Source organism: Fictibacillus arsenicus (assembly GCF_001642935.1).
Classification (GTDB): Bacteria; Bacillota; Bacilli; order Bacillales; family Fictibacillaceae; genus Fictibacillus; species Fictibacillus arsenicus_B.
The window spans coordinates 3,898,233-3,924,193 of sequence record NZ_CP016761.1 but is presented as its reverse complement, the minus strand read 5'-3'; the positions used below and the strand labels follow the sequence as shown (position 1 = coordinate 3,924,193).

The window sequence follows — 25,961 nt, the reverse complement described above, 5'->3', positions numbered from 1 at the left end:
TTTTCTTTATTCAGCTTTATGTGCTGGAGGATAATCAGGATAATCTGTAATAATACCATCTACGCCGGCATCAAGCAGAGGCTGAACTTCTTCTTTTTTACGTACAGTCCAAGCCATGATACCCATGTCACGCTCATGAACTTCATTTACAAGGGAAGAGTTAACTAGGGATTTGCTCGGGTTCACATACTCCGCATATGTCGCAAATTCATTCAGTTTTTCTTCGCTTAAATCAGTTGCACGTCCTGTTAGCACACCAACAGGGACGGTTGGCAAAAGCTCGTCCATCTTTTTCATAGATTCAAATTCAAAAGACTGAACGATAATTTTCTCGTTGTTAGGAAGATGCATGTTGCGTTCCTTTAATGCTTCAGTCACTTTCTGTTCAATGCCAGGATAATAATAAGTAGCTTTTAATTCAATTAGAATACCTGTTTTACCTCGGAATTCATCAAGTACTTCCTCAAAAGTAGGAACTTTTTCTCCAGCAAATTCTGGTGCGAAATAACTTCCTGCATCCAGCTGGCGAATTTCTTCGAGCGTATGATCTTTTACATATCCAGTGCCATTTGTTGTACGATCAAGTGTCACATCATGGATGACCACAAGTTCCCCATCTTTTGTCTGCTGTACATCAATCTCAATATAATCTGCTTTCATATCGACACCTTTTTGAAAAGCAGCCATTGTATTCTCTGGTGCATATCCTGCCGCACCACGGTGAGCAACTGTTTCCACTTGATCTGATGCTTCATAAGCGAATGTTGCGGTAGTGAATAATGAACCGATAAGTCCCATTGAAAGAAGTGAAGCGGCTGTCATTTTCTTTACGTTCATCTTTCCATCCCCTTTGCACTGGTTATGTGTGTATCCTGCCTGCCTCATGCAAACAGGCAGGACTCACAAGACTTATGCTATCAAAGGCACTTTGGAAAAGAATGGTCAGATATTCCCTACAATTCTAAAGAAAAAGAGGCCTTATAGAGCAGGAATCTTAATAAAACTTACTTTTGTAAAGAGGGGGTGAATGACGTTTCATTTATGTTAAGATGACAAAGACATAAGGGGGCTAAAATAAATGCTTGTTAAAGATGCAATTTATGGTGAGTATGAAGTTGAAGCTGTGCTGCAAGACCTTATTCAATCCAAGCCTGTTCAGAGGTTAAAAGGCATTCATCAAGGCGGGGCTTCCTATTTGGTTAATTCAAAATGGAATGTAACCCGTTATGAACATTCAGTGGGTGTTATGCTTTTGATTCGCAGGCTGGGTGGATCGATTGAAGAACAAATCGCTGGATTGCTGCATGATGTATCACATACAGCGTTTTCTCATGTAATCGACTTTGTTTTAGAGAAAGAGTCCGAGGACTTTCACGAAGAAATCTTTGAAGAGATACTTTTGCAGTCTGAGGTGCCGCAGATCTTGAAAAAACATGGCTATTCAATAGATATGATTTTTAAGGGAGATTTTCCGCTTCTAGAACAGCCGCTTCCTCTTCTTTGCGCCGATCGAATAGATTATACGCTCAGAGACTTATATCGATACAACTACATAACAAAGGATGAAGTAGAAGCATTTTTGCCGAGTCTATATGTGAAGGACGATGTAATCTGTATAAAAGGGAAACAGCATGCAGAATGGTTTGTTCAAACATATTACAAAGAAGTTCAGGATTTCTTTATGGATCCCCTCAATGTATACGGCTATGATAAATTGATTAAGTTACTGAAACAGGCTTTGGGGGCTAAAGTTATCACTAAAGATGATTTCCTGCTCACAGATGAAGAAGTGCTAGAAAAAATCAGGCAATCTGGGGAATATGAATTGAATAGACGATATGAGGAAATCATTAAGCCTGTAAATCTTCAAGAAAATGAAAAAGAGTATGAAATTCATTTAAAAGGAAAACCTCGTTTGATTGATCCAACGGTAATTGACAGTAATGGTATTGCAGCAGCATCCGAAATCTCTTCTGCAGTAAAAGAGATGAATGAAAGAGCGAAAGAAAAAGCTCTAAAAGGTAGTTATATAAAAGTGATATAGAAAAAACCAGGCGATTAATTGCCTGGTTTTTGTGCTTCTTCTGGGTGTTTGAAGCCTCTTGCTATATAAATAAATGGTGTAGATGCCGCAGATACGAAAAACTTAATCACATACGTTGTGAAGAAGATTTGAAGCCATACGTCCCAAGAAAAGACTCCAGCGAATGCAATCATACAAAAGATAAATGTGTCGATCAGCTGGCTCACCATCGTGCTGCCGTTGTTTCGAATCCAAAGCTGATCAGGTCTTGAAAACTTCTCTCTTAGTTTAGCGAATAGCTTAACATCAAGGTATTGGCTGATAAGATAAGCTGTCAAGCTTCCTAGTGCCAAACGCGGCATGAGACCGAAAAGAGCTTCAAGATGCGTTTGAGCAAAATCACTTTCATGCGGTTCAAATACAAGAACGAGCTGCATGATAATTGTCGTCATAACAAGTGTGAAGAATCCAAACCAAACTGCTTTTTTAGCTTCTTTTTCTCCGTATTTTTCGTTTAGCAAATCCGTTGCTAAATAGATCGTGCCGTAAATAACGTTTCCGAGTGTCATAACAAGACCGAACATCTCGATCGTTTTTACGACCTGTAAGTTAGCTAAGATAGTTGCGGCAGCGATCCAAGCGAATAAACCTGCTTTCCCAAACCACTTATAGCACAGTAAGAAAAGCACAAAATTCACAAGTGCAAAACCTACACCAAAATAAAAATTAAACATAAAATTCCTCCTAGTTTTGTTAACGCGGGAGTTTTCGAACCGCGAAATACATAAATTCAACAGTTTCCCATTATAAGTCAGTTTATGTTAATAATCAATCACTAGAATGTTCCTGAAGCGGTTTTTTTAGAACACTGTCTTCGTAAACTTTGTTGCTTTGTAAGAGGTTAATTTCCGTTACAGGACTCGCTTTCCGCAGGGTGTGCGGTGAGCCCATTCGTCGCCTTGCGACTTTGAATGGTCTCACCTGTCCCACTCATCCTGCAGGAGTCTCGCCCATCCACTCCAATTAACTTTTCAAAGAAGAACTTTGCCAAAATCGCTTTAGCAGCAATCTTTTAGAAAAGAACGTTATAGAAAGACTATCAGTTACAAAATTTCGACAAAAATTTCCCGAGAAATAAGATGTCAATTAGATCTTCATTGGATTTAGAAAAATAGAGGAATAAGTAGATAACAATCAAATTAATAAAGAGGACAAAAATTAAGATGAAGGCAAAGATATGAGGGGGTTAGAGATGGTTAACATAGTAGATATTGTTCAATCACAAGTCATTTCCTCAATAAAAAATGAAAAAGATATAAGAAAGGCAATTGATTCAACAGCAAATATTACTTTTATTTTAACTGGAGATATTATTACAACAAAAGATTATATAGAACAATTAAAAAGGGCCGGGAAAATGACATTCGTACATATGGATTTTATTGAGGGACTTGCGAATACAAGAAGTGCTATAACATATATAGCAAAAGTTTGGAAACCACAGGGCATTATTACAACAAAAAGCAATCTTATCAAATATGCAAAAGAAGAAGGGTTAATGACAATTCAGCGCATATTTCTTATCGATAGAAATGCAATAAAAAAAGGAATAGAAATTGCTCATAATTGTAAGCCGGATGCCATTGAAGTATTACCAGGTCTGATGCCAACTGTTATTGACGAATTGACGAAGATAACAAACCTGCCAATCATTGCAGGAGGGTTAATTAGTAATAAAGAGGAAATCTTAAACGGACTTAGAGCGGGGGCTTTAGCTGTATCGTCCGGCGATCCAAGCTTATGGAATTTAGAATTATAGGTAATGATTCCTATTTTCTGTAAATAGACTGAAAATTATAAATATTATATTGTGTTTTTAAATCTATTATTATAAAATTATAACCATATAATTACATATAAAAAATAGTCCTCAGGTAGAGAAGCGGAGAACCCTGTGACATTATCTGTATTGCATTTTTGTAATACTTTTAATTGTCATGGGGTTTGTTTGTTTTGAAAAGTTCAAGATCAATGAGTTTGAGAACTTAATCTAAGGAGGAAAAAAAGTGAAATGTAAAAATTGGAGGATGTATTCAGTTGCGATTTTTATGGTTTTTGTGAGTGTTTTTTCAGTAGCACCGGCCAGGATGTCTAATGCCTTAGAAACGGGTCCATCATTGTTAATTACAGAGTTAATACCGAATACGGATAATTATGCTGGTTTGGACGCGTTTGAGTATTTGGAAATCTATAATAATAGTGGTGAAACGATGGATTTAGAGGGCTATCGCATTAAAACTAAAGGATGGGACAAAGAGATTGAGAGTTCCTTAATCATTGAACCATGGGAAACACATCTTTTTTGGACAAGGAGAGGTGAAATTCAGCCGATCTCATTAGAAGCCTTCAACCATAACTATTTTTCTTCATACAAAAATAAGTATGTTGGCGAAGATCAACTGCGAGTACTAGAAGATATCAGTGGATTGGTTAACTCCGGGACTCAAACAGTTTCAGTATTGGACTCTCAAGGCAAGGAAGTAGTGAAGGCAATATATACAGGTGATGATGTATCCTTAAAAAAATCAATCACATTTGGTTACCCTGAAGACGGAAGTTTGACTATGAAAAAATTGGGTGGCAACCAAATTCCGACACCAGGATGGATCGTTCCAGATCAGGCACCGCCAAGACCAGTTTTAGATGAAGAGCCTCCAATGGCTCCGTCAAATATTACCTCTCATGCTGGGGCAGGTGAAGTTTCGCTGACATGGGATCTGAACCCGGAGTCTGACATTTACCGTTACCATATCTATAAAAATGGGGTATTAGAGTACTCAGTCGCTCCATCAGACAACAAATTTACACTTTCTTCTCTTATAGGGAACACGGATTATATGCTTCAAATAGCTGCAGAAGATACTTCAGGAAATGTATCTGAGAAGTCAGAACCTGTTATGGCAAGACCGACCCATCAAATTATTACACAGGAAGAACGGTCACCTCATATTAAAGACCCTAAGTATCAAGGACTTTGGGATATAAGTGAAGACGGACCAGTCATTCCAGGATTGGTTCAGGATCTTGTTCCACAGGGAATTACGTATTATAAGAAAAAGGATTGGCTGCTGACTGTCAATTATTTAGATGATGGGAGGCCAGGAACACTTACTGTAACTGATGCAACGAGCGAAAAATTAATTAAATCCGTCTTATTATATAATACGGATGGTACGCCTTACACAGGCCACGCAGGCGGAATTACGGTCAGCCGGGATCATGTATGGATTGCTTCTGAGCAATTCCTTTTCCCATTAAAAATTAGTGACCTTGTCACAGCTGAAAACAATGCTGAAATTCAGTTCATCAACCAGATCCCTCTGCCAGTGGAAGCTGCTTATAATGTATATGATGAAGGAATCCTGTGGGTAGGAGAGTTTTATGAAGCAAGTGCGTACCCTACTGATCCATCACATCACATTATGAACCGTGACGGTGAAATGCACTTTGCCTGGATGGTAGGGTATGATCTTGAACGAAACAATGATATGTTATCGAAAGACCATTGGAATGGAGATCCTTCTCAAACAGCAACACCAGATTATGTTTTATCGACTACGGGTAAGGTCCAAGGTGCAATTGTTCAAAAGATGGGAATCGCACTGAGCACCTCTTATGGCAGAGGAAATGATAGTGTCCTTTATCGTTATGGACATCCATTAAAAGAAGATCAACACAGTTCGGTTATGGTGAATGGAAAAGAGGTTCCTTTATGGTTCCTTGACGGAGCGACGGCCAAACCTCGGGCGAGTATTGAAGCAATTCCAATGCCTGAGGGAATTGTAACGGTGAAAAAAGAACTTTATGTTCTTTTTGAATCAGGAGCTAATAAATACCGGTATACCACAACTTACCCGATGGACAGAATGCTGAAAATTGATTTAAAGACATTAATGAAAGATGACAGGGATATTGAATAAAACAAAAAGGGGAACGGATATCCGTTCTCCTTTTGTTATAGTACTTTATTAAATAATAGACTTTTTACTGAAGAGAAGACATAATCCGGCTGCCATTCAGATGAAGGCACTTCATTGGCTTGCGTAACCCCTGAAAGTACAAGTGCTGTTTTCATTCCTGCTTCTATTCCCATTCGAATATCAGTTTCTAGGCGGTCTCCAATCATGATGCATTCTTCTGGTGCCAGGTTAAGAATGTTTAGGGCTGCCTCGATGGTTAAAATAGACGGTTTTCCGATTTGTATATCTATCTTTTTTCCTGTAACACTTTCTATAGCACCAATCATTCCCGCGCAATCAGGAACCTCTCCATATTCAACAGGACAAGTTCGGTCAGGATTGGTCGCAATTGTTAAAGCACCGTTTTTAATCGCTTGATAAGCAAAATTCAAATGGTCATAATGGAAATCCCGATCCCAAGAAATGATTACTATATCTGTCTCTTCAGGGGTATTAGCTAATGGAAAACGTTCAAGTCCGATTTCATCTTTGATGATCTGTTCACCAATAATATAAAGCATTGATCGGAGATGATTCGTTTTTAAATAGTTTATTAAGGTTACGGTTGGATTCAGGATATTGTCTATGGTCACATTAATATTGAAATTCTTTAATTTTTCCACATATTTTCGTCTCGATTCAATCGTTTTGTTCGTCAGGAACAAAATTTGCTTTCCTTCTTTTTGAAGGTTTCTAATAACAGTGTCCGCCTCTTTAATTAATTGATTTCCGAGATAAATCGTCCCATCCAAGTCAAAGATATATCCCTTGATTTCCTTCATCTCTGCCTCCGTTATAATAAAATAATCCCTTGAGCCTGACGAAATAACCAATTTTAATAATTGGATTTTTCAATGCCCAAGGGATTCTCCTGTTCTCTATCCTTGTTTCATATTTAGTTATATAGAAATGCACATCATTTCTTCAGCTTTTTGAATTTTATTATCCAGATTTAATCTGGATAGTTCTTCATCATAAGGCTGGTGATCACTTAAATGCACCAAAATCACTTTATCGATTGCGTTTAAATCATAGGATTCCGCAATTTCAGTTAAGCTAGTATGGTTAGATTCTAATTTAATCGCTGATGTTGCTTCATGAATTAACACATCAATATGCTGATAGGTTCGGATATGTGAGTTTACTTGACTGTCACTCGAATAGACAATGGTTTTATTTCCCCCCGTTACTTCTAACCCAATGGTCGGTACAGAATGGATGGCTGGAAATACCGAAATACTTATATCTCGAGTCTTTAGCAGTTCTTCAGGGAATCCGCCGCTGAACGTTTTGATATGAAGCGTAAATTTTATCCCCCATTCATATACTTCCATCGTACTTAACCACTGATTAAGCTTTGCTAGATTCTCCTCATGACAATAAATCGTCAGTGGTTTCTGTCTGTTTTCGAGCCACATTCCCCATAATAAAGAAGGAAGCCCATATATATGATCAATATGAAAATGAGTGAAGATTACCGAATCAAGGTCTTCTAATGCTACATTGATCTGTTTCAGTTTCCTGCAAGGATTACCGCTCACATCAATTAACACATGATAATCATTACTGGAAATACAGATTGAGGTATTGTCCCGTTCTTTACCTGGATAGGCACTTCCGGTACCTAGAAAGTGAATCTCCATTTTTACACCGCCCTATTTAATTCCTGAATGCATGAAGCTTGATACAAATTGTTTTTGAAAAATAAAGAATGCAATTAATAAAGGAGAAATGACCAGAACGGTTCCTGCTGTTACCATCCCCCATTGAGCCCCTGTTTCGTAGGATTGAGCAAACAATGCTAACCCGACGGTCAATGGCCGATTTTCATCTGAATTTGTAATGATTAATGGCCACATAAAGTTACTCCAGTGGTGACTTACAGATACAAGTGCAAATGCTATATATGTTGGTTTTGCGGATGGAATATAGACATGCCATAACGTTTGCCACCATTTACAACCATCAATTCTAGAGGCTTCGTCCAAATCAAAAGGGACCTGTTTAAATGTTTGTCTTAATAAGAAGACACCGAATGCTGATGCCCAGTAAGGCAGCATGACAGCTAGCTTTGAATCAACTAATCCCAATTGACTCATAATCTGATAGTTTGGAAATAGCAGGATCTCGGGCTGAATCATCAATTGCAGCAAGAATAAGATAAACAAGACGTTCTTTCCTTTGAAGTTTAATCTTGCAAAAGCATACGCACCAAGAGTAATAGTAAATAACTGAACAATTAAAATACCAAATACGATTACAAACGTATTGAAATAATAAGTAAGGAAGGGAGCAGCATTCCAGGCATCTATATAATTTTGAAAGGTTGGATTCGAAACCCAGAGTGGAAAGGAACTGCCTATTACTTCTTTACTTGTAGAAAAGGAGGTTATAAATACCCATAACAAAGGAATGAAAAATACGATTCCTAACAAAATAATGATTGTAAAGTTAATCTTTTTATACAAAGAAACTCCCTCCTTTCTTAGTAATGAATTTTTTTATCTAAAAATAGATAATTGAATGCCGTAATACTTAAGAGAACAACAATTAACACAACGGTTAGTACGGCAGCCTTGCCAAGATCCCAGTTGGTAAATGCAGCCTCATAAATATGATAGAGTAATAAATTACTTGCGTTATCAGGACCACCCTTTGTCATGATGTATAAATGGTCTACATTTTTAAATGCATTTGTGATGGCTACAATCATAACGAATAGTGTTGTAGGCATAAGCAAAGGGAAGGTGATGTGGCGAAAGATTTGAAATGGTTTTGCTCCTTCCATAATGGCAGCTTCGTAAACATCTTTCGGCAAATTTTGCAAACCGGCTAAATAAAAAATCATAAAGAATCCAGTATCTTTCCATATGATCATAATAATCATAGCTATCATTACTGTACTTTGATTTCCTAACCAGTTCGGACCGTTTTCACCAAATGCCTGCAGGAATTTAGCCAGCAGTCCATATTGAGGGGTATATATGAACAGCCATATATTCGCTACTGCAATAAGAGGGATAACGGTTGGATAAAAAAATGATGTTCTGAGTAAGGCGCTTCCTTTCATCTTTTTATTTAGCCAAATGGCTAAATACATAGCTAAAAATAGACTTGTAGGAACAGTTCCGATTATAAAAATAATGTTATTCATCATAACTTTTTTAAAAATCTCATCTGTGAAGACTTCTTTGTATTGATCCAAACCAGAGAATTGAAGCCTAGTCATTGGACCACTATAAAAGCTTAGATGAATAGATTTAAGTGTTGGATAAAATGTAAATAACGATAGGAAGATAAATGACGGCAGCAACAGTAAATAGGCAAACATATTTTGCTTAAAGCTAAAACTTAGCTTTTTCTTGGACGTTTTCTGTGTGTTATCCATTTGGTAAAAGACAACCTCCTATCCTTAGTGAAAAGGAAGCCCAAATTAACACGATTATTAATCTAAGCTTCCCGGCAATTGTTCTCATTTATTCCTTAAATGGTTCTAAAACCTTCTCGGCATCTTTCTGCGCTTTATCCAAACTCTCATCTACATTGCTTTTACCGGTTAAAATCGACTGGATGGCATCATTGAAGATTTTTTGAACTTCTCCGTTTTGGTAGGTAGCTAACTCACTGTCTGCGTATTCTAATTGTTCGCGGGCAATGATTGCCTGTGGAAATTCTTCTACATATTTTTTCAATGCGTCCGTCTCGTAAGCAGATTTTCTTGTAGCAACATAACCGGTATCAATGGACCATTGAGCAACCCGTTCAGGCTCTGTTAAAAATTTCATGAATTTAATAGCTGCATCTTTATTTTCTTTAGGGATGTCTTTGAACATATAAATATTTCCGCCGCCCGTAGGAGATCCATATTGATTATTAGAAGGGAGGTAAGCTACACCAAAATCAAATTCCGCATTCGTTTTTACGTTGGTTAAGTTACCGGTAGTGTGGTACATCATTGCTGTTCTCCCACTTAAGAAGTCAGATGGAACCGTTGCCCATTCGATTGTACCCTCAGGCATAACCTTGTGTTTTTTACTTAAATCAACATAAAATTGCATAGCCTCTTTCGTATGCGGTGCATTAAAATACGTCTCTTTTCCATCCTCGGACATAATATTTTCCTTTGTCTGCAGTGCTAATGCTTGAAGCATCCAATATTGATAACCAGTACTAGGAATCTCTAGACCCCACTGATCCTTTCCGCCATTCAACGTTAGCTTTTTGCTGTAATCGACTAATTCATCCCATGTTTTTGGAGGAGCGTCTGGATTAAGTCCAGCTTTTTTGAAAGCATCTTTGTTGTAGTAGAGAACAATTGTACTTCTTTGGAAAGGAAGGCTATAAACCTTATCGCCAATGGAGGAATTTGCCATAAAAGCATCATAAAAATCATTGAAATATTTTTCATCAAACAAAGGAGTCATTTCCTCAATGACATCATTCTCCAACAAGGTGAAGAGGTCAATGGAGAATAATACTGCTAATTCAGGAGGGTTTCCGCCTTGAACGGCAGCCATAACCTGAGTCATTGTTTCAGAATAACTGCCTCCATATCTAGCGTTAACTTTAATATCGGGATTTTCTTTTTCAAAATCTGCAACTAAATCATCCACAATCTTAGCGACATCACCACCGACTGCAACAGGAAAATAGAAGTCTATTTCTGTAACTTCATCTTTTGATCCGCCGCTGCTGCAAGCTGCAAGAAAAACCAGTAATACAGTAAACAGTGCTAAAACCTTGAACTTCATTCATACTCCTCCTTATAGTTGCTTTTTCTAGAAAAATAAATAAATCCCCATGAGCAATAAAAAGTACTACAAAAAATGTAATACATTTTATTGATCACAGGGTTCTCCTCATCTCTACCCCAAGACCATAAATGTCCTGTTAAATTGTCCGATTATTTATAATAATAAATTAATTATATTTCAATGGCAATCATTTTTTGGATTCTTTTCCAAAATATATGTAAATGAAATTAAATGAATGATAATTAAAATTTAAAAACCCGATTATGGAATTATCCATTAATCGGGTAATATATTTATTCAAAATTCACCTCATAAGAAAGAGGATCTGAGATTTTCTTTTTCTCATTGTTGATGACTTCACTAGACTTAATTGTTATAGTCTTAATACTCTCCGGATCTGTATCCTCTAATATAAAACCTAGACTTCCGACTTTTATTTCACCTGGTTTGATTTCACCATTTAGTTTTTCTAAATAGAAATCTTCCTTCCACGTTACTTTTTCTCCTTGGTCGGTCTTTATTTCAGATACAGGAGCAAAGTGGACGGGTTTGTTTCCGTTATTTTTAATTCGGACATTTACTCTCACATACGGAAACTCTTTCTGCTCATGTGTGTAACTGTGAAAAAAATCAATCAAGTCTACAGAAGGCTTATATTGCAAAACTTTTACCTCTGATAGGGTAAGAGAGATTAAATCAGCTTTTTGTTCCTCATCTAACTTCTTATACTTCTTTAATGTGACAATCCCATCTGCATCTTCTACAGATTTGTTTATTTCCGTAAGTTTTGTATCATCAGGAGCTTGAGAGCTGTCTGTGAATGTCATTTTATCTGAATTTTTGTCAGTTTCTTTTTGTTCAGATTCTTGTTGCTGTGTTTTTTCTTCTTTATTCTTTTCTGTATTATCGGTAGAACAACCCATAATAAGTGCTGCTGTTAACCCTAGTATCATCCATCCTTTAAAAGGCACGGAAAACACCTCCTAATAGATAAGCATCCCGCAGTAATGAACGGGATGCTTTTTAAATAGACTACCCAATTAAAATTGAGTTTATTTTTGGATAGCAGATTTGCTCTCTTTAAGAATAGCAAAGATTTCTTTAGCTGTATCCGTATTGTCGATCTTACCAGTAAAGTTCTCCATGCCAGGACCATAAGCGTAAACTGTTACGTCTTCGCCAGTGTGTCCATCAGTCGTCCAGCCTGTACCTGTACGAAGGTCAAAGATTTTTTCAATAGCGTTATCGATTTCTAATACATCGCCGCTCTTTTCTTTAGCGTCTTTTACAGATTGAACTTCTTCTGGTGTAAGCTCAAGATCAATATATTTCTTTAGTGTTTCTTCAACTGGTGCACCTTCTGCAATTTCTTTTGCGATGAAGTCAGGTGTTTTCTTAGCAGCTTTAATCGCTAAAGGATCCCACTGGTATTCACCGTCACGGCCCATTGCCATACCGCCTGTTGAGTGGTCAGCTGTAGCGATAACTAATGTGTGCTTGTCCTTTTTAGCAAATTCAATTGCAGACTGGTAAGCTTGTTCAAAATCTTCCATGTCGCTCATAGCTGCAACTACATCATTATCGTGTCCAGCCCAGTCGATTTGACTACCTTCAACCATTAAGAAGAAACCTTTATCATTCTTGTTTAAACGATCTAGTGCAGAATTTGTCATTTCTTTAAGTGAAGGCTGTTCTGCAGGACGGTCAATCTTTTTATCCAAGCCTTTAGGAGCAAAAAGACCAAGAATTTGTTCGTTTTTATCATTGAGCATTTCTTTTTTAGAAGTTACATAAGAATAGCCGTCTTTTTTAAATTCTTTTGTAATGTCACGGTCTTTACGAACAAAATAGCTCGTCCCGCCACCTAATAACACATCGACTTTATGCTTGCCGTCAATCATATCATCATAGTAATCATTTGCAATTTCATTATAATTCTCACGCGATTCATCATGAGAACCGAAAGCAGCAGGAGTAGCGTGGTTAATCTGAGAAGTAGCAACTAATCCAGTTGACTTACCATCTTCCTTTGCTTGCTCTAAAACAGTTTTTACGTCTTGTTTTTCCATATCTACTGCAATGGCACCATTATATGTCTTGATACCTGCTGACATGGATGTTGCTGCAGCTGCTGAATCTGTTATACTCTCTTTTTCATCTGAAGAGTATGTTGACTGCATACCAACCAAATGCTTATCAAACGCTGTGTCTTCCATCATTGGTGTTTTTGGGTCATCTTTAAGTGCGCGGTATCCTGTTGTGTAAGTTGGACCCATGCCATCACCGATTAAAAAGATAACGTTGCGGATTTCGTTTTTGTCTTGGTTCTCTGCAGAAGCATTATTGAAAGCTAAGCCACTTACGGCAAGCGTAGATGCAAGTGCAACGGTTAAAGCCTTTTTAGAAAATTGCATACTAGAACCTCCTGAAATGATTTTGGTCACTCTAGGAAATTATATTTGGATAATATTAAGGAAAGGTTAGTTGATTGTTAAGGTTTTATTAAATGTAAAAAACCTCCCAAAAAAGATGGGAGGTTTGGAATTTAATTATTATACAGTTTGAACGGCTTTTTCTAGAGCTGCCTCAGGCGCAACATAATCGTAGCCAAGGTCAGTTGCAACTGCTTCATATGTTACATAACCGCCAGCTGTGTTAAGACCAGCTTTTAGAGATGGGTTATCAGCGATTGCTTTTTGTGCACCCTTGTTAGCGATTTGAAGTGCATAAGGTACTGTTACGTTTGTAAGTGCGATCGTAGAAGTACGAGGCACTGCACCAGGCATGTTCGCTACTGCATAGTGAACAACACCGTGCTTATCATAAGTTGGGTTGTCGTGTGTTGTGATGCGGTCAACCGTTTCAAAGATACCGCCTTGGTCGATCGCTACGTCAACAACAACAGATCCTGGAGTCATGGCTTTGATCATTTCTTCTGTTACAAGCTTAGGTGCCTTTGCTCCTGGGATAAGTACAGCACCAATTACTAGATCAGATTCAGCTACTGCTTGTGCGATATTTAATGGGTTAGACATTAATGTTTGGATGCTGTTTCCGAAAATATCATCTAATTGACGAAGTCGGTCTGGGCTTAGATCGATGATTGTAACATCAGCACCAAGTCCGATCGCAACTTTAGCTGCGTTTGTACCTACAACACCGCCTCCGATGATTGTAACTTTACCGCGGCGAACTCCAGGAACGCCTGCAAGAAGAATACCTTTTCCGCCTTTTGGCTTCTCAAGGAATTGTGCACCGATTTGTGCAGACATACGCCCTGCAACTTCGCTCATTGGTGTTAATAATGGAAGAGTGCGGTTAAATTCAACTGTTTCATAAGCGATTGCTGTTACGCCTCTTTCAGTTAGAGCTTTTGCCAATGCTGGCTCAGCTGCTAAGTGAAGGTATGTAAACAGAATAAGATCAGAACGGAAGTACTTGTATTCAGAAGCTAGAGGTTCTTTAACCTTCATTACCATTTCTGCTGCCCATACATCTTTAACATCTTTTAAGATTTGCGCGCCTGCTGCTGCATAATCCTCATTTGTAAATCCGCTTCCTACACCTGCATTGTTTTCAACTAACACAGTGTGGCCTGCCGCTGTTAGCGTCATTACACCTGATGGCGTGATCGCAACGCGGTTTTCGTTATTTTTAATTTCTGCTGGAACTCCAATAATCATTTGTGAATCCTCCTATATAAGTAAACTCGTTGAGTGCGTTTTCAATTGTGGTTTCAGTATAAAAGGAGGAGAAAAGCTTTTCATTGTTAGGAAACTAGAAAAACAAAAAAAGCATTTGTGATAATTCACAAACGCTTATTCTAAACAGTCTCTTTTCTAAAAGATTGTTGCTACAGAGAGATTTTGAAAAATTCTCCATTGAAAAGTTAATTGGAGCGGAAGGGTGAGACTCCTCGAAAATGAAAATCACATTTTCTTCGTGCGATATATCGCTGCCGGAGCCTTCCTTGTCCTGCAGGATGAGTGGGACAGGTGAGACCATTCAATGTCGCAAGGCGACGAATGGGCTCACCGCACACCCTGCGGAAAGCGAGTCCTGCAGCGGAAATTAACCTCATTCAAGAGCAACAAAGATTGCGCAAAACCTTCTAAAACAACCTATTTATCTTAAAATCCAGGTAGATCATGATCTTTTGATGAGGACTTTTCAGATCGATGTTCGTGATTTCACCGATGCGTTTTAACCGGTATAGCAGTGTATTCATATGGATATGAAGTACTTCTGAGGATTTATTTAAGTTCTCATCCATTGTCAGATAGGTCTCTAATGTGTGATAAAGCTCTGTTTTGTGAAGCCGGTCATATTCCTGCAGTGTTCTAAGCATTTCGTTCTGATAGCCTTGTCTTTGTTGTTTTTCATAAATCGTATCTAAAAATTGGTAAATACCAAGTTCGTGATAACCGGTTAAAGAAAGTGTTTCACCACCGAGCTTTTCTTGAACAGCTAAAACACTCGATGCTTCTTTATAGCTTTTCTCTACTTGTGAGAACGATGTAACTAGACTTCCGTAGGCTGCTTTGATTTCCGAGACAGAAAATCGCTCTTTCATATGAGTGAAAAATGACTCAACGAAAGATTTTGCCAGTTCAAGCGGCTGTTCTTTTCCGACCGGTGAAGCGAGCAGCAGCATTTGGTTCGAATCGGCTGCAGATAAAAGGACGTTGATTTTTTGATTAACAGCAGCTAGGTACAAGATATCTTTTTCTAAGGCAGGTGTGATCTCTTCCTCCAGCTGTAATATAAATACGGTAGCAGGGAGAACCGGCAATATATTAAGCTCATGCAGTTTTTCAAGAATGCGTTCTTCTTGAGGAAGGTTACCGGTCAGCATCTTCCAAAAAAGCTCCTGGCGGTTTTCTTCCTTCTTTTTTGTTCCGATCTGCATTTGAAGAAGCTGGCTTTTAGCGGATACGGCAGCTAGTTTTAAGAGATGCATGTCATCTGTGGTTAACTTTTTCTCCACTTCAAGAACCCAAATATACCCGAGGACCTCGCTGTTTTTCCTGATGGATACAGCAACTCGGTCTCCGAGCCCTACTTTTTGAATGGAACTTACCCGCACGGGATCATCACTTTCCTGCAGCCTCGGTATCACTCCGTCTTTCCAGAGGCTGTTGACGACTTTTTCAGGAACGCGCCGGCCGATAATTGTTGCGACTCGTGCAGGGTCTGTGCCGTCTTCATGCGTACTGTATGCAAGAAGACGATGGTTCTGATCTTCAATGGTAACAGGGCATGACAAGACATCACTGATTTTATCAGCTAAATTTTCGAGACTTCCGAATGTCCCTTTAAAAGGATCTGTCTGATACTCTTTCATCTGTTCTCCCGCCTTAAACTCTTCTGCCTTTATTCTACCGAAAAAGTAAGGGATATTACAGGAGAAAGGGAGCGGTTTGTAGAAATTGGTATAAAGCAAAATTTATAGGGGGCATCGACATGAAATTTAGTGAATTTACATATGAAAGACCAAATGTGGAAGAACTGAAAAAAGCTTTTGAAGAAGCAGTACAGATTTTTCGTGATGCGTCATCAGCAGATGAACAGAACGAAGCAATGAAAAAGGTTGTTTCACTTCGCAACAGCTTTGAGTCAAAGGCGAGATTAGCGAAGATCCGTCATACGATTAACACGGAAGACGCTTATTATAAAGAAGAACAGGCATTTATGGATGAAAATCTTCCTGTCTACCAAGGCATGGTAACGGCATTTCATGAGGCGCTTGTACAGTCTCCTTATAAGGATGAGTTAGAAAAGAAGTGGGGCAGCCAGTTGTTTCGTCTGGCAGAATTAAAGGTCAAAACATATTCAGATGCTGTACTTGAAGATTTAAAACTAGAAAATAAATTAAGCTCTGAATATGTAAAGGTAATGGCTTCGGCAAAAATTGAGTTTGATGAAAAAGAACTGACACTTGCTCAACTATCCCCGTACAGCCAGTCTTCAGATCGCGAAACAAGAAAAGCTGCAAGCTTAGCTGCAAATGCATTCTTGAAATTGAACGAAGAAAAATTTGATACTATTTATGACGAGCTAGTTAAGTTGCGTACAGGGATCGCCCATAAACTAGGTTATAAAAATTTTACAGAGCTTGCTTATGACCGCATGGGAAGAACAGATTATAATGCGGCAGATGTGAAGGTGTTCCGTGAACAAGTAAAAGAAATTATTGTTCCACTTTGCACGAAATTAAGGGGCAAGCAGCAGAAACGAATTGGATTAAATGAACTGAAGTTTTATGATGAGCCGTTCAGCTTCACAACTGGTAACCCTAAGCCACAAGGTGATGCTGGCTGGATTGTTGATAAGGCAAAGCTTGTGTTTGCTGGGCTCGCTCATGAAACGGGTGCTTTCTTCAACTATATGGCTGAGGATGAGTTAATGGATCTTGAAAGCAAAGCAGGTAAAGCTCCAGGCGGTTATTGTACATATCTTCAGGATTATCAAGCTCCGTTCATCTTTACAAATTTTAACGGATCAGATAATGATGTGCGCGTGCTGCTGCATGAGATCGGCCATGCGTTTCAGATGTACACGAGCCGCGGATACGAAGTGCCGGAATATCAATTCCCGACACTGGAAGCTTGTGAAATCCACTCAATGAGCATGGAGTTTTTAACATATCCATGGATTGAAGAACTGTTCGGTAAAGACACGGAAAAGTATCTATACTCCCATTTAACTGGGGCTGTAGAATTCATTCCATATGGTGTTGCAGTGGATGAGTTCCAGCACTTTGTGTATGACCATCCAGACGCAACGCCGGCAGAGCGCCGTTCGAAATGGAGAGAACTCGAGAAAACATACTTGCCTCACCGTGATTATGATGGATTAGAGTATTTGGAAAACGGCGGATTCTGGCATAGACAGGGTCACATTTTCCGTTCACCATTCTATTATATCGACTATACGCTGGCCCAAATTTGTGCGCTTCAGTTCTGGAAGCGTTCTGTTGAAAACCGTGAAAGTGCTTGGGAAGACTATTTCGCTCTTTGTCAAAAAGGAGGAAGCCTTCCATTCACGAAGCTGGTTGAAGAGGCAGGATTGATTTCGCCATTTGAAAAAGGCTGTGTATCGTCAGTGGTAGGAGAAGTAGAGAAGTTCCTTGCCACAATTGACGAGGAGCAGTTTGCGAGAGCTTAAATAAGTAGGGAGGAGAGGGGAAACCGGCTTTGTGCCGGTTTTTTCTTTTTTATATGAGAGAGTGCAGGGTATGGAGTGTGCGGAACTTGTCGAGGAATGACATCTCGTGGATAAACGGCAAAAATTTTTGGATTTAAGGCCTAAACTCATGGATAAAGAAGCAAAATTTTTGGATTGAGAACCAAAACTTTTGGAGTCACTCGCCAAAACCGTTATGTATACCTAGGAATGTATCCCGGTAAGGTTAATTTCGGTAACCGAAACTGTACATTATTTGAAGAATTATTGACACTTGCATCGGGCATGCTGTTTTCAGCGGTTATTAAGTTTGGAATTAGAGTGCAGAATGGTAAAATGAAGTTGGAAACGTGTAGAAAAGGTATGAGAAACTACATTTTGTTTTGAAAAGGAGCAATACACTATGGCTGAAACAAAACAGCGTAATTATACACCGCTCATAATCGGATTATCGATTGCGATCAACGTACTGGTTGCCGTGCTTTTCTTCTTGCCCGAGTATGAAGGGGAGATCGCGTTTGATGTTACTTTGCTGCCCCGATTGAATGCAATCTTTAACAGCTTTACATTCGTTTTTTTAATGGCTGCTCTTTATTTTATTAAGCAGAAGAACATAACGCTTCATAAACGATTCATTTTTGCAGCGTTTACGAGTACGACTTTCTTTCTTCTCTCTTATGTGACGTATCACTATTTAACGGAATCGACATCTTATGGCGGAGAGGGTCCGCTTAAGTATATTTATTTCTTTATATTGATCACACACATTCTGCTTGCGATTGTGATTGTGCCGCTTGCTTTGATTACTGTTACACGCGGATTGAACATGCAAGTGGAGAAACACCGTAAGATCGCTCGCTGGACGATGCCGTTATGGCTGTATGTAAGTTTAACAGGTGTACTCGTCTACTTGATGATAGCGCCTTATTATGCATAAAAAAGGAGGCTTTTGCTGAGAGTTTTTCAGCAAAAGCCTTTTTTATATCGCTTTGTCTCAGTAAGCGATACCGACGCGGAATTTAATGAAACGCGGCTCTTTAATTAGTGAAAAAGTGAAATGTGCGGTGTCTCCTGTCGTGATCTTACTTCCGTCCTCTGGTAAAAAGTCCTCTTCGACCCGATATACACCTGTAGCGTCTCCATCCGGCAGGTAAGTGGGGCAAACGATCGTCCAGTCCAGAGCGCTTTCTTTCAAAAAATTATACGCTTTATGATGATCTTCTGCTGCTCTCGTTAATTTCCGTTTCGATTCAGAAGATTGGTAGCGCAGCATATCAGGTTCTGCTCGGCTTTGCAATATTCCAGCCGTACCGACCGATATGATACGTGATATGCCTTCTTTTTTCATTGCCTCTATAATAAGCGGCATGCTTTCGGAAAGGACGTTTCCTCCGTCAGTAGATAGAGCGCTAACTACCATATCGTTACCCGATATGGCTTCTTCTATCTGCTCTTTATTTAAGACATTTCCATGTGTATACGTTATTTTTTCTAATATTGATGAAGGGACTTTCTCTGGGTTTCGAAGGAGGGCGTGCACTTTCATTCCTTCTTGAATGGATAGTTCGGCAACCTTTTGACCAACTCTTCCCGAAGCTCCTAATAGTAATAATTTCATGAGAATACCTCCTATGCTAACTACCTTTATCATATCATTTTAGCTTTCTCGAAAAAAATCTAATAAAGTGTAAATTTTACTAAGCAAATTAAAAGATTTTTAATTTCTTCTCATGCTAAGATAAGAAATATTGTTTAGGTGAAAGAGGTGAACACAATGCCTGGTGAAGAAGCGCGTTTTGGCACGATTCAGGAAAATCGGATTATCCCTTTATGGAGTTTAACGGTTTGGCTGGTTGTTATGAATACAACCATGTTTAATGTTGCTCTTCCGAGTGTCATTTCACAGTTTGATTTAAGCCCGACAGCTGGTTCCTGGATCGTATCAGGTTATTCCATTGTGTTTGCCTTATCGACGATTACATTCAGCCGCTTGTCTGATTTTATACCGATTGGCAGGTTATTGATGACGGGGCTAGTGATATTAGGCATCGCATCGATCATCGGCTATTTTGCCAACAACTTTGTTTTTGTTCTTGTCAGCCGCATGGTTCAGGCGATGGGAGCAGGAGCGGTTCCTGGACTCGGAATGGTGCTTGCAACAAGGTATATTCCGATCTCAAGACGAGGACGCGCGATGTCATTTATTTCATCGGCTGCATCTCTTGGTTTTGGACTCGGGCCAGTGATTGGCGGAGGCATCACACAGCTTTTCGGTTGGAACTTCTTATTTATCGTAACAGGAGTGGTTTTGCTGCTGCTGCCTGTTTTTAAAATATATCTGCCTGTAGAACAGAGAAGGGACGGTTCGTTCGATTTCGTTGGAGCTCTGTTAACGGGTGGAGGAGTTACAACTCTTTTACTCTATCTTTCCTCGTTCGCTTTTTGGCAGCTTGGATTGAGCGTTTTGTTCTTTACGATTCTTGTATTGTTTTCAAAGAAAAAAGTAGATCCTTTTATACGGATCAATCTGTTTAAAAACAGCAGGTATGTATCGCTTTTGTTTGTGGGGCTTATAGCGTTCATGACTCATTTTGCTTTCTTGTTTGTTATGCCTGTGATGCTTGCGAATCTGTTTCACAAAGAACCGGCCGTGATAGGTCTCGTAATTTTTCCAGGTGCTATGCTTTCCGCGTTTGCTGCAATATATGTCGGGCGCTGGATCGATCGGTTCGGCAATCTTCCTGTCATGCGCGCAGGCATTCTGTCGCTGCTAATATCGGCTGTGCTTTTCTCGCTCCTCGGAACGAAAGCGTTCTATATGACAGCTATTTTTTATATGTTTACGAGCATAGGGTTTTCCAGTCTCACTTCTAGTCTGGCAAACGAGAATTCTAGAATCTTAAGTAAAGATGAAGTAGGTTCCGGCATGGGTATGCTCCAGCTTGTGCAATTCTTCGGTGGAGCACTTGGTGTGGCTATTGCGGGACTTTTGATTGAAGGACAAAGAGCATTTACATTAGAAGTCGTATACCGCAATGTGTTTATTTTCTATACGATTCTCGTGTGTATCGCAATTTCAATCTATCATTTCAAAATAAAGAAAAAAGTGTAAGCCAGTTCGGTAAAATCCAAACGGCTTACACTTTTTTGTTACTTCAGCATTTTAAAATCATACGAGTAAATAGATTTGCCTTTAACAGATTTTAGAATCTCGTTTAGTCCATTAATTTTAATAGTTTTGATGCTATCTCCGGTAATTAATGAGTAATTTTCAATAAAATATTTTTCTTTCGTATCTTCATCAAATCGTACAACGTATACATGCTCTCTATTAAAAAAGATTTCCTCGTTATGTCGCACACCGTCTTGAGAAGCATTTTTTAAGGTGAAAGATATTTTCACCTTACTTGTTTGTGTATCGAAAGTGATGATTTCCCCAAGACCATTTATATAATATAGAACTTGATTATTCAGGTGGGCAGAGTTTTTCACGTTATATGGAATGGCCGCTGTGGGATGCTTCATGTTCGAATAAGAAGCTAACTGGATTTTTTCTTGTTTCAGTGTTTTTTTGTGAACTCGAAACAATATAGTTTTTTCACTAGTATCATTTACAAATTCACTTAGAATAAAATAATAGAAGTCAGCATCACTCAGGATAGGAGACCGGACAGAGAATTCGGAGTTCGCTTTATTCTCTAATGTAACAAGATCTCGCACGTTTACATCATTTTTTGTAAACATTACATTTCTTAACTTATATAGATTCTGTTCAGTATCTTGAGTCAAAATCAATACTTCGTTATCCGTGATTCCCGAGGCTAAAATATAGTGAGGAATATTGGCTGTTTGAAATCCGCTGTTGTTGCCAAACCATACATTCGAATCATATCCTCCGTTTTTATTAACACCTGTATTAAAAATAGTAACGTGCAGATTTTTGCTTTTTAAATAACCTGCTCTTTCTCCTGTATATTGAGGCTTCTTCATGTTGAACTCTTTATAGCTTTTACCCATCAGTCTAACTGAGTTTTTATCCGTAAGCAAAAGTTCGCGATCATGAACGGAAAGACTTCCCAACTCTAGCCCTTTCATTTGGTAAGCATCTGCTTCCCCTCTATCATTGAGAAAAACAGCAAGGCTTATTCCTTTGTCGTCCATATCTTGGTCTGCTGTCGTGGAAAAATACATAACTGCTTTTTTATCCTCTAAAAAATTACTATTTTTAATATCTTCTTCTTCAAGGGAATTTGACGCATCAATACTTTGACCAAAAAAGAAGTTATACACCAGAGCGCCTATTAAAATAATGAGAGCAAAAGTAAGTATTACTTTTTTCATCATGATCACCTTTTCGGATAAAGAAGGCAATAAGTTCGCAAGTTTACGCCCTTATTGCCTTCTCGTTATTAAATGGTCCGGACTAATCTAGTATCTGGTGCATCTCGGACATCTCTTGGGTAAACACCGAGTCCTCCGTCTACATCTAAATCAAGGTTGCCGTTTAATTTATAAGCGGACCATATCAGTTTAGAACAATTCTTATCACCGATATGGGAAGTTGTTCGATTCGTGACAAAGTTGTAGGAATAATCATCAATACCGACGCGGCTGAATGCCCAGTTTGCAGCATTTTCGCGGTTCGTCGTACTCGTTGTAACAGATTTTACTTGAGCATCACCTTGATCAACTTTTCGTAATGTCGTTGAGATGGTCCTTACTCCCGTATCAGGAACAGATTCGACAATGGTGCTGCTGGTGTAGTACATACCAACGTGTCCGTGATTGAGATAAGCAGTTTGAGAAGCCGTGTAATAAAAGTTTCCTTTTGTGCTCGTTCCAACGGATACCGTTCCTCCGCTGCCGCCCATCGTTCCAATCTCTCCTGCTTGCTGCTTCTCCTTTGTTGCTTTCGTTTGATCATTTTTTAATTCTTTATAGATTTGCTTGAGGTGAGCTTCCTCGGTATCTCCTGTGTTCTTTGCAATTGATCGAACACTAGATAATAATTCTTCCTCCGTTAAATCCGGCTGCATCTGCAAAATCTCATCTGCATAAGACACGTTATGATTTTGGGCAAAAGCACTTGGTACCGAAAAAGCTGCGAGACAGAATGCCAAAACAGTAGAAACTACATGTTTTTTCATATTCTAACCCTCCTGCCGTATTACGGGACCCCTTTGTCGACAAATAAAATTTACCATTTTTATACAATTAAGTAAATATGAAAAGTGGTAAACAGTAAGGATGACATATCGGAAAAGTAAAAGATAATTCAAATGAACTGTTTCATAGAATGATTGATATCTAGAAAACAGGTCCAAAGGTGCTGAGGAATAATAGTAAAAACGATGGTTAGACATCGTTTAAAAACAGCTATTTTTTAAAATGACAATAAAAGTGTGGCCCAAAATGAGCAAACACCCTAAGGCAGAAATTAAAAACTGGACGGGAAATAAATTGTTTGGGGCCAGACCCCCTTTATTAAAAAGTTGTAGAACTTTGTCAGAAAATGCCGATAAGTAAGTTGGAAAGATAAACAGGCTAATCATTAAGCAACTATATAAATGATTGTGAAAGGACGAGGGAAGATTCGTGGAAAGAAATAAAGAACTGATCGATTCATTAATTAAGTTTCAGGAACTATTAACCAAGCACCCAGATACTGTTGATTCCATCCCGGTTTTCACAAACTACATCCGCTCTTTTTTACGTATTAAACCGATGGGCAGAACGCTGCCTACTATTGAGATTATGACTTTATTAAAGAAAGAAAAGCCTCAAATGTTTTATTTATTGAAAAGACATTCGAAAGACGATATCATGACGATGTTAACGTATTTAAACATGGATTATGATCAAGCACAAATCAAGATTGAACGAATTTTACAAGGTGAAGTCATCGCATAAAAGCGATGATTTTTTCATTTATTGTTCTTTCGTTATAATGTAGAAAAAAGGAGTGAGAGAATTGAAGACAATTGGATTTATTGGAACAGGAGTTATGGGGAAAAGCATGGCAGGCCACTTGATGAAAGCGGGGCATCCCGTCCATGTTTATACAAGAACGAAAGAAAAAGCAAATGATCTTCTAGAGAGTGGTGCTAAATGGGCCGAAACACCAAAAGATATTGCACAAAATTGCGACGTGATCATCACGATGGTAGGTTATCCGACGGACGTAGAGCAAGTATACTTAGGCACTGACGGCCTTATTGAACACGCTACAGAAGGTTCCTATTTAATTGATATGACAACTTCAAGTCCTCAGCTCGCTCAAAAAATTGAAAAAGCTGCAGCAGAGAAAAATCTTGCAGCCTTGGATGCACCCGTTTCAGGCGGAGATATCGGAGCAAGGGATGCTAAATTATCCATCATGGTCGGCGGGGACGAATCAGCTTTTAAGGAGCTTCTGCCAATCTTCTCTAAAATGGGAACAAATGTTGTGTATCAAGGAAAAGCAGGTTCTGGCCAGCATACTAAAATGTGCAACCAGATAGCAATCGCATCTGGGATGATCGGTGTTTGTGAAGCGATTTTATATGCTGAAAAAGCAGGACTAAATCCTGAGACAGTATTGAAGAGTATTGAATCGGGAGCAGCGGGAAGCTGGAATTTAAGTAACCTCGGTCCAAGAATGTTAAAAGGTGATTTTGCACCTGGATTTTACGTTAAGCATTTTATTAAAGATATGACGATTGCTTTGAATTCGGCTGAACAGATGGGATTGATGACACCAGGCTTAGCCTTAGCTAAAAAGCTGTATGAAGAATTAGCTGAAATGGGAGAAGAAGATAGCGGGACTCAAGCATTATATAAGAGATTAGCAAACCAGGGTTAATAAACCTGGTTTTATTTTTTACCCTTTACAAAGCGTAACAATTACGATTTAATAAAATGGTAAAACAGATAATTTACTAGATTACTTAAAGGGACAAAAATGTTATGAAGGGAGATTTAAGGAATGAGAGATATTGCAACTAGAGATTCTGTAAGAAAAGAGATGATCGGTCTTTTATTGTTGGCCATATTTATTATTTCTTTTATATTTATGGAAGAGATTAAGAATGATTCAGTGTTTGAAAATCTCCCTAATTCAATCATGCACCTGAATACAGTATTTTTAAGTATATTAATAGAGGCAGTGCCATTTATTCTATTGGGAGTTTTCATTTCTGCTCTTATCCAGACTTTTATTACAGAGAACCACATCAGAAAATTAATACCCAAAAATCCTTTTGCGGGTATTGGAGCAGTGATGTTTTTAGGTGTAATTTTTCCAGTTTGTGAATGTGCGATTATCCCAGTGGTTAGGCGTTTAATTAAAAAAGGTATGCCGCTTCATCTAGGTGTTGTTTTTCTTTTGACAGTGCCGATCGTTAATCCAGTGGTTATTCTGTCGACATTTTATGCATTCCGTACAAATATGACGGTTGTATACGGCCGTGTTGGACTTGCCTTGGCTGTTGCTATTGTAATTGGTATCATCATTTATTTCCTTTATCGCAACCAAAATCAACTGAAATCCGAGGTGCTTCAGGGGGGGCATGACCATAGTCATGGATTGCCTGCAAGCCGTTGGAAACAGACTTTATATCACGCTTCCGACGAATTTTTTGATACAGGAAAATTCCTGATCATGGGTGCCTTTTTAGCAAGCATGTTCCAGGTTTTTCTGGACCGAAAAGACTTGCTCGCGCTTGGAAGCAATGAATGGATGTCAACAGGACTGATGATGGGACTCGCTTTCTTGTTATCGATCTGTTCAGAAGCGGATGCCTTTATCGCAGCTTCATTCGGAAGTACGTTTACAGTTGGATCAATCATCGCTTTCTTGGTGTACGGGCCGATGCTCGATGTGAAAAACATGTTTATGATGTTTGCATATTTTAAAACGCGATTCGTCTTTGTGTTGATGGGATTAATAACATTCATGGTGTTTGCGGCAACAATGGTATTTCAGTATTTTTAGAATGGGAG

General features: G+C 38.7%; 23 protein-coding genes and 1 riboswitch. Of the genes, 9 read left to right on the top strand and 14 right to left on the bottom strand.

Features of this window, described 5'->3' with window-relative positions; translation table 11 throughout:
• Positions 1 to 6 precede the first annotated feature (6 nt).
• Positions 7 to 837 carry a glycerophosphodiester phosphodiesterase gene (locus ABE41_RS19810; protein ID WP_066294193.1) on the bottom strand — a complete coding sequence of 277 codons (831 nt, stop codon included), beginning with the start codon at positions 835 to 837 and terminating at the stop codon, positions 7 to 9.
• 241 nt (positions 838 to 1,078) lie between these two features.
• On the opposite strand from ABE41_RS19810, the gene ABE41_RS19805 reads away from it, so the two are divergent.
• The gene (locus tag ABE41_RS19805) at positions 1,079 to 2,044 is read left to right on the top strand and encodes an HD domain-containing protein (protein ID WP_066294189.1); all 966 of its coding nucleotides are present in this window, start codon (positions 1,079 to 1,081) and stop codon (positions 2,042 to 2,044) included.
• 14 nt (positions 2,045 to 2,058) lie between these two features.
• Here the strand turns inward: ABE41_RS19805 and ABE41_RS19800 are convergent, their stop codons facing one another.
• The gene (locus ABE41_RS19800; RefSeq protein WP_066294186.1) at positions 2,059 to 2,757 is read right to left on the bottom strand and encodes a queuosine precursor transporter; all 699 of its coding nucleotides are present in this window, start codon (positions 2,755 to 2,757) and stop codon (positions 2,059 to 2,061) included.
• Between the two features lie 4 nt (positions 2,758 to 2,761).
• Positions 2,762 to 2,806: riboswitch (PreQ1 riboswitch) on the bottom strand.
• A gap of 469 nt (positions 2,807 to 3,275) precedes the next feature.
• Between ABE41_RS19800 and ABE41_RS19795 the strand changes: the two genes are divergently transcribed.
• Both ABE41_RS19795 and ABE41_RS19790 read left to right on the top strand, forming a co-directional pair.
• A complete protein-coding gene (locus ABE41_RS19795) occupies positions 3,276 to 3,842 on the top strand; it encodes a glycerol-3-phosphate responsive antiterminator (protein WP_066294180.1) in 567 nt (188 codons plus the stop codon).
• A 247-nt stretch (positions 3,843 to 4,089) separates the two neighbouring features.
• On the top strand, positions 4,090 to 6,003 hold the full coding sequence (locus ABE41_RS19790; RefSeq protein WP_066294177.1) for a lamin tail domain-containing protein: 1,914 nt from the start codon (positions 4,090 to 4,092) through the stop codon (positions 6,001 to 6,003).
• A gap of 35 nt (positions 6,004 to 6,038) precedes the next feature.
• Here ABE41_RS19790 and ABE41_RS19785 read toward each other — a convergent pair whose 3' ends face one another.
• From ABE41_RS19785 to ABE41_RS19745, 9 genes are all read right to left on the bottom strand, one after another.
• A complete protein-coding gene (locus tag ABE41_RS19785) occupies positions 6,039 to 6,824 on the bottom strand; it encodes an HAD-IIA family hydrolase (protein WP_066294175.1) in 786 nt (261 codons plus the stop codon).
• 117 nt (positions 6,825 to 6,941) lie between these two features.
• Positions 6,942 to 7,685 (bottom strand): MBL fold metallo-hydrolase, encoded by a 744-nt coding sequence (locus ABE41_RS19780; RefSeq protein ID WP_066294172.1) that lies wholly within the window; start codon positions 7,683 to 7,685, stop codon positions 6,942 to 6,944.
• Positions 7,686 to 7,697: 12 nt separating this feature from the next.
• Positions 7,698 to 8,510: a carbohydrate ABC transporter permease gene (locus ABE41_RS19775; RefSeq protein WP_066294170.1), complete on the bottom strand. Its 813-nt coding sequence runs from the start codon at positions 8,508 to 8,510 to the stop codon at positions 7,698 to 7,700.
• Between the two features lie 17 nt (positions 8,511 to 8,527).
• Positions 8,528 to 9,430 carry a carbohydrate ABC transporter permease gene (locus ABE41_RS19770; RefSeq protein WP_066294168.1) on the bottom strand — a complete coding sequence of 301 codons (903 nt, stop codon included), beginning with the start codon at positions 9,428 to 9,430 and terminating at the stop codon, positions 8,528 to 8,530.
• An 88-nt stretch (positions 9,431 to 9,518) separates the two neighbouring features.
• Entirely contained in the window at positions 9,519 to 10,793 is a 1,275-nt protein-coding gene (locus ABE41_RS19765; RefSeq protein WP_066294166.1) for an ABC transporter substrate-binding protein, read from the bottom strand.
• Between the two features lie 296 nt (positions 10,794 to 11,089).
• Entirely contained in the window at positions 11,090 to 11,767 is a 678-nt protein-coding gene (locus ABE41_RS19760; RefSeq protein WP_066294164.1) for a DUF4352 domain-containing protein, read from the bottom strand.
• 81 nt (positions 11,768 to 11,848) lie between these two features.
• Positions 11,849 to 13,210 (bottom strand): alkaline phosphatase, encoded by a 1,362-nt coding sequence (locus ABE41_RS19755; protein ID WP_066294161.1) that lies wholly within the window; start codon positions 13,208 to 13,210, stop codon positions 11,849 to 11,851.
• A 138-nt stretch (positions 13,211 to 13,348) separates the two neighbouring features.
• Entirely contained in the window at positions 13,349 to 14,479 is a 1,131-nt protein-coding gene (ald, locus tag ABE41_RS19750; RefSeq protein WP_066294150.1) for an alanine dehydrogenase, read from the bottom strand.
• A gap of 428 nt (positions 14,480 to 14,907) precedes the next feature.
• Positions 14,908 to 16,140, bottom strand: coding sequence for a PucR family transcriptional regulator (locus tag ABE41_RS19745; protein ID WP_066294145.1), 1,233 nt, complete (start codon positions 16,138 to 16,140; stop codon positions 14,908 to 14,910).
• A gap of 119 nt (positions 16,141 to 16,259) precedes the next feature.
• Between ABE41_RS19745 and ABE41_RS19740 the strand changes: the two genes are divergently transcribed.
• Both ABE41_RS19740 and ABE41_RS19735 read left to right on the top strand, forming a co-directional pair.
• Complete coding sequence (locus tag ABE41_RS19740; RefSeq protein WP_066294143.1) at positions 16,260 to 17,963, top strand: M3 family oligoendopeptidase; 1,704 nt, start codon at positions 16,260 to 16,262, stop codon at positions 17,961 to 17,963.
• 421 nt (positions 17,964 to 18,384) lie between these two features.
• The gene (locus tag ABE41_RS19735; RefSeq protein ID WP_066294140.1) at positions 18,385 to 18,918 is read left to right on the top strand and encodes a DUF420 domain-containing protein; all 534 of its coding nucleotides are present in this window, start codon (positions 18,385 to 18,387) and stop codon (positions 18,916 to 18,918) included.
• A gap of 57 nt (positions 18,919 to 18,975) precedes the next feature.
• On the opposite strand, the gene ABE41_RS19730 is transcribed toward ABE41_RS19735, so the two are convergent.
• Positions 18,976 to 19,599, bottom strand: coding sequence for an NAD(P)-dependent oxidoreductase (locus tag ABE41_RS19730; protein WP_066294139.1), 624 nt, complete (start codon positions 19,597 to 19,599; stop codon positions 18,976 to 18,978).
• Between the two features lie 156 nt (positions 19,600 to 19,755).
• On the opposite strand from ABE41_RS19730, the gene ABE41_RS19725 reads away from it, so the two are divergent.
• Complete coding sequence (locus tag ABE41_RS19725; RefSeq protein WP_066294138.1) at positions 19,756 to 21,093, top strand: MFS transporter; 1,338 nt, start codon at positions 19,756 to 19,758, stop codon at positions 21,091 to 21,093.
• A 38-nt stretch (positions 21,094 to 21,131) separates the two neighbouring features.
• Here the strand turns inward: ABE41_RS19725 and ABE41_RS19720 are convergent, their stop codons facing one another.
• Complete coding sequence (locus tag ABE41_RS19720) at positions 21,132 to 22,322, bottom strand: hypothetical protein (protein WP_066294135.1); 1,191 nt, start codon at positions 22,320 to 22,322, stop codon at positions 21,132 to 21,134.
• A gap of 68 nt (positions 22,323 to 22,390) precedes the next feature.
• A complete protein-coding gene (locus tag ABE41_RS19715; protein ID WP_066294132.1) occupies positions 22,391 to 23,128 on the bottom strand; it encodes a hypothetical protein in 738 nt (245 codons plus the stop codon).
• Positions 23,129 to 23,576: 448 nt separating this feature from the next.
• Here ABE41_RS19715 and ABE41_RS19710 point away from each other — a divergent pair, with 448 nt between their 5' ends.
• The 3 genes from ABE41_RS19710 to ABE41_RS19700 all read left to right on the top strand — a co-directional run bounded on the left by ABE41_RS19710 (position 23,577) and on the right by ABE41_RS19700 (position 25,953).
• A complete protein-coding gene (locus tag ABE41_RS19710) occupies positions 23,577 to 23,891 on the top strand; it encodes a hypothetical protein (protein WP_066294130.1) in 315 nt (104 codons plus the stop codon).
• Positions 23,892 to 23,952: 61 nt separating this feature from the next.
• Positions 23,953 to 24,822, top strand: coding sequence for an NAD(P)-dependent oxidoreductase (locus ABE41_RS19705; protein WP_301336195.1), 870 nt, complete (start codon positions 23,953 to 23,955; stop codon positions 24,820 to 24,822).
• Positions 24,823 to 24,945: 123 nt separating this feature from the next.
• Positions 24,946 to 25,953 carry a permease gene (locus tag ABE41_RS19700; protein WP_066294125.1) on the top strand — a complete coding sequence of 336 codons (1,008 nt, stop codon included), beginning with the start codon at positions 24,946 to 24,948 and terminating at the stop codon, positions 25,951 to 25,953.
• Positions 25,954 to 25,961: the final 8 nt, after the last annotated feature.